Below are 13,753 nucleotides of genomic sequence, written 5' to 3'. Positions count from 1 at the left end.
AAGCTAAGAACATCGGGAGCCGTGTACACGGAAACGGGTACGCACGGATCTAACTGAGAGGTGCGGGGAATAATATCCCTCATCGACTCAACCAAAAAACGAACTTTTTCAGGGACTATTAATGCTTTGTTTATTAGCATCACTCCCAGCTTGCGTATAAAATAAAACTGTTTTCCAGAAACCTTTGAGAGATTTTATCGGTCTGATTCTCCAAATTCTGCAAAAATCTACCAATGTCATCTTCTGCTCAAGGTATTCCCGGATTACCCGATTTGACGCATCCGATTGAGCTTATCCAATTTGTCACCCAGGCGCTCAAAGCTTCACTATTATTAGTATTTTTGGTCGTAGCTTTGGGAGTTGCTATCGCTCTTGTAAGTTTTTCTCTACGTCGCAACCAGCCGGAACAACTGATAATTATTGGCGAATGGGTTGTTCGTTATTCCCAACTGTTACGCGGATTACAGCATTTAACTCTAGTATTAGTTCTGTTAATACCTGGATTTTTTCTCTGTTCAACTTTGAGCAATCGCTATCACTATTGGGAACAGGCAAGGGTGGCTCAAGTGGCCGAAAGTGTCGCAGGTGAGAAGCTCGAACAATCTGCCCCGCAAGTGCGCTACTCTATTCAAGAGCCATACTCCTATAACACCCAAGTCAATGGCAAGATTGTCAAGGTAAATGAAACACGAGAAATCAACCGCTTCTTGACGTTGGGTGGTTCGCAAATTCAAGTCAAGCTTGACCAAAGCGTAGATGTTCCAGGGCGCAGTTCAATTTATCGCGTGGAATACACTGCTGATTATAAAGTAGTTAACCAACTCAAGGATATTAATAATTTCTTTTTTGAAGCACTGCCGCCTAACGGCTACACGCTGCTTGCTAGCTACAAAGTCGAGCGTGACGGTACTAGGTTACAACAAACCAATCCGGGAGATTATGGTTTTCCCTTCCGGCTGCAACCAGGGGAACAAACCACCTTTCGAGTCACCTATCAGGCTCAAGGAGGACCTTGCTGGGTTTATAGCGCAACAGGACAGTTGCTTTCTAATTTTCGCCTCACCGCAATTGCTAACTTTGCACCGGCTGATTTTGCCAGTGGTGTTGTACCTAATGAGATTAAAGTTGACGGACGCACTACTCAATTTACTTGGAAGTTTGACGATAATGTTTCAGTCAAAAATCCATTTGGAGTGTTTACCAACACCGACCCCGTTAGTCACACTGGCGTTATTCCTCGGCTTTTATTACTAGCACCAGCAATATTTTTGTGGTGGATATTGTTGTTATATTTGTCACTGCCAATGAGTTTCAGAAATATTGCGATCGCAGGTAGTATTTTCTTTGCTTGTCTGTTGACTTTGACCTATCTAGCTCGCGTGATCAATGCTCAGTTGGCTTGGACTTTAATTTCTATCATCTTACTAATTTTAACATGGGGATTGGGAGCAAGCCGCAGCGCTTCCCTGGCTGCGATTATCGCCACTATTGCTGGAGCAGTGTTACCTATCTTTGGATTATTAGTACCGTTCAGCGGCCTCACCCTCAGCCTAGCAGGTTTTCTTTCAGCAGTCTGGCTAGCAGTTCGTCACTGGTATGGCTGGTACAGTTTGCACCCAGAAGATCATTAACAATTCAAAATTCAAAACATTTTCAGTTGCTTTGGTATACCACAAGATCAATGGTATCGAACCATGCACCAATAGGGAGCTAGTCAGAGACGTTGCTGGTCAAACAATTTTGGATTTTGGAGAAAGCGATTTTGGATTAACCTCGCCCACAAGGGGACAAGGCTTGAAGATTTTGCGTTCGCGAAGAGCGTGTCGAAGACAAAAGTTGCGTGCGGGGGTGGAGGAGTTTGAGCAAACTTTTCAAGACAGATTTGGGATTTTAGATTTATTCCGCTTGACTTCGGGCGGGGCTTGAACCAAAAATTCTTTTAATCCAAAATCTAAAATCTAAAATCGCTAGTCAAATGGGCGAATAAATTTGCCTGCGGCTAGCCCCCATAAATTAATTTAGGGGCTACCCCGCCGCAGAAAAGTTAGTGTAATTAAGGTATTTGTATTAGCTGACATTTTAAATATTCCCGATCGCATTATTTAGATGGAGGATGGGCGATCGCAGGATTCATGAATTCAATAAACAGATTGTTATGTCAAAGGCTTTTGCTTATAAATACAAAGCCACGGCTTTTATTTGATGAGGGATCATTTGTGAGCATTGCTTTCCATAAATTTGCTGTTTTTACCCAAACTGGTGGATACTTGTAACGACTAACATCAAGAATCAAAAATCTATCTGTTTGCTCATTATATGCTGCTAAAGGGGAAATATGCCCACCTTTCTCTTCACCTATTTCTTTGCGTAGATAGTTTACTAAAATGAAGTTTTGTGGTTGTTTTAAATTTTCTGCCGCTTGTTTGCGGAACTGCTCTAAACTAGTGTCGGCAGCGTGGTAGACATTAACTTTAAGGTCATAGCTGGCTAGTAATTTTCCTAACTGGTCTAGAGTCATACCTTGTTGAGACACAACTTCAGGAGTTAGCACTTTTTTTGCATTATTATTAAAAAAGTTTTCTTGAGTAAATACTCGATATGGCTTGTATTGGAGTGCTTCTGGTGCTGGAATTTGTAAACTATTCAGTACCATAACCATACTAGCAACACCACAATATGCCTGATTATTTTGAGTGGTGAATTGCATAATCAGTGGAAAAAAGTCTTCTTTTGATTTACTCTCAACTAATAATTTTTCACCTTCCGGCGTATTAAAACCTACTAAGTTAGAGGAAAGCGGTAATGTCTGAGAGAGAACGCTTCCGCTAGAGATACATAATCCAATAGTTAAAGCTTTGAAAAATGTCTTGCTTGTTTTTATTAACATAGTATTCATAAGTACTGTAAAATTCTTAAATTATATAATCTCACACTAAGATGCTAAACAAGTATAATATTTTAGAAAAAAATTGTATCGCCTCAATAACTAAACTAAAAATGCTTACTGTTGCTAAATCCAAGCGGGTTGCAATGCCTGCGGTGGTCACTGAACGCGGTCGTTGTGCGGGCTACCCCTACGCAATCTTTTCTTTGACTGTCTTACTTTACAGCCAAGTTGCCTCAGCTGCCTTAACTTTACCCCTACATAGCAAAAAGGGAATGGTGGTTTCAGCCCATCCCCTAGCAAGTGAAGCGGGAATTTTGATGTTACGCAAAGGTGGTAATGCAGTGGATGCAGCCGTAGCCACAACCTTTGCAATCTCTGTAGTTGAGCCTTTTTCGGCGGGAATCGGTGGCGGCGGATTTTTGCTGATGCACTCTGAGAAAACTGGCGAGATGAAAGCGCTAGATTTCCGGGAACGCGCACCCCTGAAAGCGACAAGAAATATGTATCTAGACGCAGAAGGAAAGGTGCGTCCGAATGCAAGTATTAATGGTTATTTGGCAGTAGGGACACCAGGAACGGTGGCGGGACTTTATGAATTGCATCGTCGCTATGGTAAACTTTCTTGGCAAGAGGTGATCAAACCAGCGATCGCACTCGCTAAAGATGGTTTTGTCCTCAGTCCTGAAGTTACTTGGCGTTCGCTCCCAGAGTATAAAAACCGCAAGCAGGCAATTCTTAACAATCCAGCCGCGCGGGAAATTTTCACTCGCAACGGCGAATTTTATCAACCAGGCCAGATGCTAGTGCAGCGTGATTTGGCACGCACTTTAACCGCTATTGCCCAAAATCCCCAAAGTTTTTACACCGGAAGTATTGCTCGGGCGATCGCTTCTGATATGGTAAAAAATGGTGGTTTAATTACTCTAGAAGACCTCAAAGCCTACAAACCAATCTGGCGCACTCCCGTTTGTGGAAACTTTCGCAAAGCTAAAATTTGCTCAATGCCTCCACCGTCATCGGGAGGTGTTCATCTATTGCAGATTTTAAATATTATCGGTGACACTGATTTAAAATCTTTAGGATGGCATCATCCTGACGCGATACATTTAATGGTAGAAGCAATGAAGATTGCTTACGCCGATCGCTCCCAATATTTAGGCGATCCAGATTTTGTCAAAGTCCCTGTACAAGAACTTCTCAGTCCAGCTTACGCCAAAAAACGCCGTCAAGAAATTAATATGCAAGTGGCTAGACCCTCGACCGAGATCAAGCCAATAGATAAACAGACGCTACAACGTTTTAGTCAAGCTAATAATCAGAAATGGGGAGAAAATATCATCCCGTTATCTTCACAATCTCTGAAACTGCACGCGACTCGGCATGAATCTCCCCAAACCAGTCATCTTAGTGTTGTGGATGAAGAACGCAACGCCGTGAGTCTGACTTTTACGATAAACCTTGGTTTTGGTGCTGGTGTGGTGACACCGGGAACTGGAATTGTCCTCAACAATGAGATGGATGATTTTGCTGCTGCGCCAGGAGTGCCTAATGCCTTTGGTTTGGTTGGTAATGATGCCAACAGTATTGCACCCCGTAAAACTCCCCTATCCAGCATGACTCCCACAATTGTCACAGAAAATGGTCATTTCCGCATGGCAGTAGGTGCGCCTGGTGGTAGCAAGATCATCACCCAAGTGTTGCAAGTGATCCTGAATGTGCTGGAATACAACATGGATGTTGGTGCAGCTGTTTCTGTTCCACGCATACATCATCAGTGGCTTCCCGATGAGTTGGATGTCGAATCTTGGGGTTTGGATGCTCTGACTATGCAAGAATTACGCCGTCGAGGGCATAAAATTAAGGAAACTCCTCCTTGGGGTAATGGTAATGCGATCGCTCTCACACCCGATGGAACTCTAGAAGGGGCGGCTGATCCTCGCGGCGAAGGTTCCCCCAGAGGGTGGTGAAGGGGATCAGGGAGATGAGGGAGATGAGGGGGATGAGGTGGATCAGAAAAATAACTAATGCCCAATGACCAATGCCCAATGCCCTTATTGATTTTTGACTGTTGACTCTGCATAGCTGCTGGTGCTGCCAAACTCGTTTGCCCGTGTGCTAGGTACTAGTGTCCAACCTGCTTTGAGAAGTTTTTGATAAGTTGCCCAACCTTTAGAGCCACCTTGTATTTTATAATCTGGGACTGCAAAATGTCCAAAAGCTGTGTAGGGACGCCAAGGTTGATTGGGTTCTGTCTGCAAATACAAAATTTTCTCTCCGTCGCCACCAGACTTAGATAACCAGCACATTTGTCGATGCATTGCAAACTCCTTTGCTTTTAGCTAATGATGCATAATAGCAGACTTTTGTCAAGCTAATTATCACCCTTGGGGGTAATTTTTTGCCTAATACTTTAGACAAAGTGTAATTAAGTTCTATCCACTACGGGATACTTGCTTAACAAGTCATACCTTGAGAAAGCTGCTAGTAGGATACAAAGGTAAACAGCTTTGCCTCACTTCTTTGCTAGGGAAGATTTTTCTAATGGTATCCGCGCTTTTTCTGTTTGTGTGTAACAATAACTACTATTTTGACTGGAGTTTGCAATCAAACTATTTGTTTTTCTGCTTACATATATAAGCGCAGATTTTGGGAATTACTTATAAAGTTCCGTTGATTAAATACTATAAAAAAAGAGTCAGAATTCTGAATTCTCCTGTACTTAAGCTAGATTTAGAACCCCGACTTCTTGAAGAAGTCGGGGTTATGGGCAGCAACTTGGGTTATCAGAAGGATGGCGCATACAACTTATCACCGACAATGCCGCGAATTGTCTCTACTAATTCGCTGTATGCAAAGTTAGATAAAACTGGTTTTGCTGCTTGCAACTGAATTGGTTGATCTAAATCAATCCATGACTTACACCCAGCGTATTTGGCGTAATAGGGAATTTCTTGCTCTTGTGGTAGTTTATATGTCCGCAGGAGGAGAATATAAAGGGGTTGACGTGGTTTCCATTTGAGGCGATCGCTAATAAAATGCTCGTTCCAAATATGGAAGGGAAGTAAAGTGTTGACAATAGACTCGTCACTCACTGGCAAAATATCGGTAATTTCAGCCCAACTGCCGATGCGAACTGTTTCAGGATGCCAACCTGATGTGACTGGATAAACACGATTGGCATACTCAGATTTCAGCATGAAAGCTTGCTGATGTTCATAAGTAGGATAAAGCAAAATTTCCTTGTGGGCAACTTGGAAATGTCCATTTCGTTCATGGATACCGCCTTTGCGGAGCAACATAATTGTTTTGCCGCTTTCCAAGGCATTTACGGCGACTGCCCATTCTTTGAGAGCATGAAAAGTTGTAGTCAATTCCATCAGCATCTACTGTAACTCTGATTTAATTTCAATCTAAAACCGATAAAGTATGCACCTATCCAAGGAAGTGAATTAAGAAAGGGAAATTTGCTCACGGTCATAAATTTGACCCAACAGATAATCGTGCTAAAAATAAACTGTTTCAAGGCGAAAACTTTGAATATGCTCAACAAGCGCTACAACAACTGCGTCCCATAGCCCTTCTTCATAATTGTACCCTTGCTCAGTTAGCTTTGGCGTGGTTAATTGCTCAACCCCAAACAAATGCGTAGACGCGTAGCGGCTTGTCGTCAGACATCGCCGGGGCGCGTTATCGCGAACAAGCACTAGACAACGCATTAGCCGCCCAATTAGCAGAAATTTATGCCATTGCACGTATTTTCACTGACCATCTGGATAACAGTCAGATTATGTGGAATTGGTGACAATGCTGTTTAGTTAGCCATGCTGATCTCTTTAAGATGCCTTCAGCTCTCTTAAAAAGAGAGTTGGGGATCAAACTTCTGGTTCTAGATTGCAAAATCTAACAAAAGGTCAACTTTAGTAAACCAAGGGTTGCAACTCACAAACTAAGTAGTAAATTAAATAATTAGGACACCAAACAAAAGGAAACCAAACTAAAAGGGTCAATGACTTAGTGTCCCCTGTCATCAACCCAAGCAAATTTCAGCATATCAAATATAGAAGTGGTAAAAAGCCTAATGTAGAAGGCAAAGCCAAATCCCAAAGCGGAAAAACGCAATGATGCTGAGTTTGTTCGTTGTTTAGTCCACCCTAGTTATTAACTTTCAATTACTTAATTAGTTTAACAATTTGAAACCTGTGAACTCGATAAAACCTGGTCAACCTTGACCAGGTTTTTGGTATTTTATCAAAACAGAATTCAGGAGTCAGAATTCAGGAGTCAGGAGTCAGGAGTCAGAATTCAGGAGTCAGAATTCAGAACTGTACTTCCGACTTCCGACTTCCGACTTCCGACTTCCGACTTCCGACTTCTTTAATCTTTCCCCCTCTCTGGTAAGGGATGCCAATGGTAACATTACCCTGGTAGCACAAACACCTACAGTTAATCCTGTGCGTTCTTGGTTATCACTTACCTCAAGCCATGCTTATGACTAAAACAACTAAGATTTTTGGCGCGAATTCTGTAAAAGTTCAAAGGCAAAAGCAGCCAGGGCGTAGCTCCCCTTCTCTACAAAACGCGCCTTCGCGTTGGGAGAAGACCACGCTGGCTCAGTTTTTACGTTTGCCTTTGTACTTCCTAATCGCTTTGTTATGCATCCTTGGTTCACCCGTGCTGGCAAAAGTTCCTGGCTCAAGTAATTCCTCATCCCAACTCCCAATTAACAGTCTGATGTCGCTGACTCTGGCCGTTGACCCCGCCTCACTACTACAACAGGGCAAAGTTTTATACAATACCGGAAACTTTGCTAAGGCTGTAGAAGTGTTACAACAGGCTGTCCAAGCATATAAGCAGCAAGGGAAGACCCTGAGACTGGCAGCGACACTGAGTAATCTTTCCCTAGCTTACCAGCAACTCGGTGCATGGAGTCAGGCACAGCAGGCAATTACAGAGAGCTTAAATATGCTCAAAGGACAGGATGGAAATCAAAATCTGCAAATATTTGCCCAATCACTGGATATTCAAGGTCGTCTCCAACTGACAATGGGAAAGGCCGAGGCGGCTTTAGCAACTTGGCAGCAGACGGAAAAAATTTACAAGGAAGTAGATAATAAAAGTGGCGTGGTGCGATCGCTAATCAATCAAGCACAGGCATGGCGAACCCAAGGATTTTACCCTCGATCTGTCAAAACACTCGATCAGGTTAGTCAGACATTAAAATCTCAACCAGACTCGATCGAAAAAACAGTGAGTTTACGATCGCTCGGTGATGCCCTTTTGGTATTGGGCGATTTGGAAAAGTCACGGCAAGCGCTAGAAGAAAGTCTGAGGATTGCTCGAAATCTGCAATCAAGCGCTGATATTGGCGCTAGTCTGTTCAGCCTGGGGAATAATGCCCGTAAACAACAAGACAAAGCAAAGGCGATCGCCTATTATCAACAAACAGTCGCAGCATCTCCCTCACCTCTGACAAAAGTCCAAGCGCAACTGAATCACCTGGGTCTACTCATTGAAGATCAACAATGGCCAGAGGTTCAAACTCTCTTGCCGTTGATTGAGTCGCAACTCGACCAACTTCCCCTCAGCCGTGCTAGTATTTACGCTCAGGTTAACTTTGCACAAAGTATAGAAAAAGTCAGTAGCGCTGGATTCCAAGCATCCAGTAAAAATTATTTCTCCCCACTCCCCCCTCCCATTCGGCTACGCTCACGGCAAGCCCACTCCCCACTCTCAACTCCCCACTCCCAACTCCCCGCTTCCCACTCAGCACTATTACTTGCCAGCGCCATCCAGCAATCCCAGACTTTAGGGGACAAGCGTGCAGAAGCCTATGCTCTGAAAAGTTTAGGCGGCTTATACGAAAAAACCGGACAGTGGTCAGAGGCGCAAGACCTTACCCGCAAAGGATTAGCTTTGGCACAGAGCAGCAATGCACCAGAAATTAGCTATATCTTGGAGTGGCAGTTAGGTAGATTGCTCTCGGCACAAAAAGATATTAATGGGGCGATCGCGGCCTATGATGGTGCTGTGGAAACTCTTCAGTCTCTTCGCAAAGATTTAGTAGTCAATAAAGATATAGTCAACCAGGATGTGCAATTCAACTTCCGAGACAGCGTAGAACCCATCTACCGACAGTCAGTAGAGTTATTGCTGAAATCCCAAGAAGGAAAACCAGAGGAAAAAATATTGGAGAAAGTCCGCCAGAGGATTGAAGCACTCCAACTAGCAGAATTGGATGACTTCTTTCGGGAAGCTTGCCTACAAGGTCAAAGAGTAGCCCTCGATCAAGTCGTAGACCAAGATAATCCCACGGCTGCCATCCTTTATCCGATTATTCTTCCTGACCAACTCCAGGTAATTGTCAAAATTCCCAAACAGCCCCTGCAAAACTACACTACTCAGATTTCCCACACAGAAGTAGAGAAACTCTTAGTAGAACTGCGAAAAAATCTTGTGAATCCCACCGCTACCAAAGCCGTCCAAACCCAGGCGCACCAAGTTTACAACTGGCTGCTCAAACCCATTGAGTCACAATTGCAAAAAAGTGGGGTAGATACGCTAGTGTTCGTGCTGGATGGCGCGTTACGCAATTTACCAATGGCAGCTCTCTACGATGGTAAGCAATATTTGGTAGAGAAATATGCGATCGCTCTGAGCGTCGGTTTGCAACTCCTCGACCCCAAACCGCTAGTACAACAGCAGCTAAAAGCGCTAACCGCCGGATTAACTCAGCCACCGCCAGGGTTTTCCAACTTTGCACCCTTGCTAGCGATCAAATCTGAATTCGAGGGCATTATCAAAGCAGGAGTCTCGACAACTAGCCTAATAGATGGAGATTTTAAGAAAAAGAATTTAGAGAGTGAAATTAGTGCTGCTTCATTCAACATAGTGCATTTAGCAACCCACGGTCAGTTTAGTTCCCGCCTGGAAGACACTTTTATTTTGGATTTCGATGGTGAGATAAATGTCAAGGATTTTGATACTCTCTTCCGCAGTCAGGGTAAAACCATAGTAGAATTGCTGGTTTTGAGTGCTTGCCAGACAGCAACAGGAGACAGTCGTGCAACACTCGGTCTAGCAGGAGCAGCTGTACGAGCTGGGGCACGCAGTACTATCGCTTCCCTGTGGCAGATTGATGATGAATCGACGGCAATGTTTGTTAGTGCCTTCTATCGAGAACTCAAGAGTGGCAAAATCACCAAAGCCGAGGCTGTCCACCGTGCCCAGCTACAATTGCTAAAACATCCTAATTACAAAGCACCAAGTTTTTGGTCTGCCTATGTGTTGATTGGCAATTGGTTGTAATTTGGAGACTGGGGGCGATCGCTAGAGAAATTCATGGTTTTACGTTTGCGTACAAATATAGCGTTTCCTAATAAGAATCAGATACAACTTAACCTCACCTCGATAAAGAATATAGCGGTTCTCAGTTGAGTGAGGTACTGAACCCCACCCCTAACCCCCTCCCCGCTCTTCGAGAGGGGGCTATGATGTACCGCATTTGATTAGGAAAAGCTATAAGCTTTATCTTTCGTCTCCTTATACAAATTCACGAAAACCCTGATACATATAGATTTCTCGTAGGCGCAGCCCAACCTAGGCATCGCCTAAAAAGTGTCGAAAAATCTAGGTTTAATGGCTGAAATCCATACTACATATTTAGTTTTTCCTGTGAATGCGTAAGTCCTAACCAATACAACCATTCTCGCGTGATTATTTGGTAAGTTCCCCGTTCACGTCCAATCCCTAAACCAATTTCCGGCATCCAGATTTTATCGCCTGGTTGTAAAATATATTCACCATTAACTAAGGGAAATTGGCTATATCCCTGATAGCGATGCCTACGGCGGTAAACTACGTTGGTTACTCATAGCCCCTTCACCTAATGTTCAGGTTTTCAGTCGTTCCCACAAAGATTTCTGGTTTGTGGCAGATCCTGAGTTGACAAGAGGGAGGGAAAAGCCAAAAACGATTATTTTCAAGAATAGTAACAGAGCAGCTACCCAGTCCGCAATCTAAAATCTAAAAATCACTACGGCAATTAGCTGGTTTCTGCCACGAACTATGAAGCGTGGTTGTGGGCGCATCAGCCGTTAGTACAATCTCTCTTTTTGCATTTCTCACCCACCCTTGCGCTTCCACAATCGGCGCTGGTGTCGGGCTAGTTGCCTGATTAGAAACATCTGTACTAACGTGGTTTTCACCCTTTGGGTCGAGAGTTACCCAATCTACCAGAACTGCATTAGGAGAAAGAAGGTCATAGGGATTGCGGGGTAAACCGCCACGTCCACTGATCACAAATCGGTTTTGGGCGTAACCTGCACTATAGCAGCCTTGTGTTATCTTGGTGACAACTGGTATTGTTGGCAACTCTAGCAAGCCACTGTTAGGGTCGATATCGGGCGTGTTTAATGTGACCTGTCCAGTTGCAACAATGTCACTTTCTGAAGTTAATTGTTGCCGAAATTGGGTGCCAAAAATTTTTTGTGCATTGACTTGAATATTACTACCGGGGCTGCGTCCGAAGCCAGTTGCAATAATATCACTATTCTCTGAAGGGACAGCAACTAAAAATTTAGTGCCAATGTTTATATTGCCGTCAACTCCATTACTGCCAGCAACACCACTAGTGGCAGAGATTAAACCCTGATGACGTAACATCAGTAAATTTTTTATCTGTAGCCCAATATCTCCACCCCGACCTGTTCTGGATTCTGCAAATACACCCGTGGGTGAGCCATTGCTATTAGATCCATTTACTAAAAATTTATCGCTGGCTTCAATTGTTACAGTACCTGCATTTCCTTCTCCAAAACTGCTGGCAACTAATTGACCGCCACCCTTGAGTGTTAGTTCATTTGTGGTAATTTTAATGGTTCCGGCATTTCCCACTGCACCTTTTTCCACTGCACTAAAAACACCACTTGATAAACCGCTAATATCAGTACCACTGAATACTGCATTTTGGGTATTAAGATTAATACTACCTGCGTTTCCTCTGCCAAAAGTGCTAGCGGTCAGTCGAGCGCCATTAGTGATACTGAGTAACCCAGATGTAATATCTATGTTTCCACTATTACCTTGAGCGTTTGGATTGATAGTTTGTTTGCGAGGCTCACTTATGACTTTAGGAAGCCCAAAGTCATCAATAATGACTTTAATGATTGGCGCGGTTGTAGAACCTAGGGTGCTGAATACACCGCTTTTGGCAGCATCAAGCGCAATTACATCCGCATCTATAACTATACTGCCTGTGTTGCCCACTCCCAATGCGTGAGCAACTACTTGCGCCCCATCCCGAACAATCAACTGTCCAGTTTCAATCTTCAATTCTCCGGCAGATCCAGAGCCTTGTGTTACATTAAACAAGCCACTAGTCGCACCTTGTGGTGAGCTTCCAATGAGTTGGATAGAGTCCGCGCTCACGGACAATTTTCCTCCCCCTCCCTGAGTAAGAGTGGAAGCTATAACTTGCGCTCCATCTTGAACAATTAATTGCCCAGTTTCAATCTTCAATTCTCCGGCAGAGCCAGTGCCTTGTGTTACAGTAAACAAGCCACTGGGTTTATTGTCTGGCGAGGTTCCGATGAGTTGGATAGAGTCCGCAGTTACAGACAACGCTCCTCCCTGTGCAGTAGATTGTAAAAAAGTGGAAGCTGAAACCTGCGAGCCATCTTGAACGATCAACCGCCCAGTTTCAATCCTTAATTCTCCAGCAGTTCCAGAGTTTGTTGTCCCAGTCAACAGACGGCTTCCTCCCAAGAGTTCTACTGACTCCGATGCGTTCACCACTAATGTTCCTCCCGATTTTGAGACTAAAGTATTAACCGTAATCTCTGAACCATCAGCGAGTGTAACGCGCTTGCCTTGTACCTGAATACCACCACCGCCTTCACCACTAGCAGTTACTGTAGCTAGATTGGTAAGAGATACATCTGCTCGCGCTACACTATCAGGAAAACTTAAGCGGAAATTGTTGTTATCAATGTTCAATTTTACCGTTCCTACTCCTGCCAATCCTCCTAATTCGACTCGACCATCTGGAGCGTACAGTATCGCTCCTTCTAAATTCACATCGCCTCCCAATAGCACTAAACTTTGACTCTCAGGAACGAATAGAAGTGCTTCATTGACTTGAATCGGCTTAATAGGCTGAGATAGAATTTGATTGAATAGAAATGCAGAAGGATTCACTCTCAACAAGGGGTTAAGCGGATTGACGGGTGAAGTCATAGAAAATTCTCCACCACCCGGAAACTGGATCGCACTAGCTGTTGTGCCGATAAATGAACCGAGAATATTTAATTGGGCATTTCCTCCAAATATGATGCCGTTGGGATTTATTAAAAAGAGATTAGCATTACCTTGAGCTTGAAGTGTTCCCTGGATGTCAGAGGGATTTCGCCCTGTAACTCGCACCAAAATATTGTTGATGTTAGAGGCGTTATGGAAATCTACTATCTCCTTGCTTTTAACACTAAAGTTGCTGAAACTATGGAATAAATTTGTATTGCCAACGGTTGTACCTCCTGTAATCTCCAAGGTAGTGTCGTCGATTGTCCTGACTTTAGTTCCCACAGAGGGATCAGGAGTCACCTGAGCGGATGTGCGATCGCCTCCTTGTGTTCCAATCGCACCCACTATAATCAGCAGACCTGACAACCCTAAGTGACAAACGCGATCAAACCAACTTCTTAAACTCACTCAACTTATCTCCTTAACCACCAAAGTTATTTCATCGCTAGCTAGAACACCAATTCCGTAATCAAAGCGCGAACCCCTCGCTTGTGCATACACGGTAGAAGGGGAGTTTGGCTCCCTCCAACTCTACTAGGAAACCCTGCTGGGGAGTTAGAATTTTGATTC

Annotated in this window: 7 protein-coding genes and 2 pseudogenes; 4 read left to right on the top strand and 5 right to left on the bottom strand. The window is 43.8% G+C overall.

Annotation, left to right across the window (positions count from 1 at the left end; all coding sequences use genetic code 11):
* The first annotated feature begins 233 nt into the window (after window positions 1-233).
* Window positions 234-1,631, top strand: coding sequence for a hypothetical protein (locus V7L05_RS28005; protein WP_335169029.1), 1,398 nt, complete (start codon window positions 234-236; stop codon window positions 1,629-1,631).
* 527 nt (window positions 1,632-2,158) lie between these two features.
* Here V7L05_RS28005 and V7L05_RS28000 read toward each other — a convergent pair.
* Window positions 2,159-2,896, bottom strand: coding sequence for a phytochelatin synthase family protein (locus V7L05_RS28000; RefSeq protein WP_335169027.1), 738 nt, complete (start codon window positions 2,894-2,896; stop codon window positions 2,159-2,161).
* A 134-nt stretch (window positions 2,897-3,030) separates the two neighbouring features.
* Between V7L05_RS28000 and ggt the strand changes: the two genes are divergently transcribed.
* The gene (ggt, locus tag V7L05_RS27995; protein ID WP_335169033.1) at window positions 3,031-4,854 is read left to right on the top strand and encodes a gamma-glutamyltransferase; all 1,824 of its coding nucleotides are present in this window, start codon (window positions 3,031-3,033) and stop codon (window positions 4,852-4,854) included.
* Between the two features lie 84 nt (window positions 4,855-4,938).
* On the opposite strand, the gene V7L05_RS27990 is transcribed toward ggt, so the two are convergent.
* Both V7L05_RS27990 and V7L05_RS27985 read right to left on the bottom strand, forming a co-directional pair.
* On the bottom strand, window positions 4,939-5,205 hold the full coding sequence (locus V7L05_RS27990; RefSeq protein WP_335169025.1) for a hypothetical protein: 267 nt from the start codon (window positions 5,203-5,205) through the stop codon (window positions 4,939-4,941).
* 465 nt (window positions 5,206-5,670) lie between these two features.
* Complete coding sequence (locus V7L05_RS27985) at window positions 5,671-6,270, bottom strand: DUF1802 family protein (RefSeq protein WP_335169024.1); 600 nt, start codon at window positions 6,268-6,270, stop codon at window positions 5,671-5,673.
* Between the two features lie 74 nt (window positions 6,271-6,344).
* Here V7L05_RS27985 and V7L05_RS27980 point away from each other — a divergent pair.
* Window positions 6,345-6,689 (top strand): annotated as a pseudogene (locus tag V7L05_RS27980) (aldo/keto reductase); the annotation flags it as partial.
* Between the two features lie 686 nt (window positions 6,690-7,375).
* Complete coding sequence (locus V7L05_RS27975) at window positions 7,376-10,192, top strand: CHAT domain-containing protein (protein ID WP_442937080.1); 2,817 nt, start codon at window positions 7,376-7,378, stop codon at window positions 10,190-10,192.
* A 385-nt stretch (window positions 10,193-10,577) separates the two neighbouring features.
* Here the strand turns inward: V7L05_RS27975 and V7L05_RS27970 are convergent.
* Window positions 10,578-10,697, bottom strand: a pseudogene (locus V7L05_RS27970) (Uma2 family endonuclease); the annotation flags it as partial.
* A 212-nt stretch (window positions 10,698-10,909) separates the two neighbouring features.
* Window positions 10,910-13,591 carry a two-partner secretion domain-containing protein gene (locus V7L05_RS27965; RefSeq protein WP_335169021.1) on the bottom strand — a complete coding sequence of 894 codons (2,682 nt, stop codon included), beginning with the start codon at window positions 13,589-13,591 and terminating at the stop codon, window positions 10,910-10,912.
* Window positions 13,592-13,753: the final 162 nt, after the last annotated feature.

The organism is Nostoc sp., from assembly GCF_036917755.1.
Lineage (GTDB): Bacteria > Cyanobacteriota > Cyanobacteriia > Cyanobacteriales > Nostocaceae > Nostoc.
The sequence above is the reverse complement of the archived record's forward strand: the minus strand, read 5'-3'. Positions and strand labels throughout refer to the sequence as shown.

Bases quoted from the DNA above. Each gene is read 5' to 3' on its own strand.
- V7L05_RS28005 (WP_335169029.1), top strand. From the start codon at position 234: ATGTCATCTTCTGCTCAAGGTATTCCCGGATTACCCGATTTGACGCAT.
- V7L05_RS28000 (WP_335169027.1), bottom strand. From the start codon at position 2,896: ATGAATACTATGTTAATAAAAACAAGCAAGACATTTTTCAAAGCTTTA.
- ggt (WP_335169033.1), top strand. From the start codon at position 3,031: ATGCCTGCGGTGGTCACTGAACGCGGTCGTTGTGCGGGCTACCCCTAC.
- V7L05_RS27990 (WP_335169025.1), bottom strand. From the start codon at position 5,205: ATGCATCGACAAATGTGCTGGTTATCTAAGTCTGGTGGCGACGGAGAG.
- V7L05_RS27985 (WP_335169024.1), bottom strand. From the start codon at position 6,270: ATGCTGATGGAATTGACTACAACTTTTCATGCTCTCAAAGAATGGGCA.
- V7L05_RS27975 (WP_442937080.1), top strand. From the start codon at position 7,376: ATGACTAAAACAACTAAGATTTTTGGCGCGAATTCTGTAAAAGTTCAA.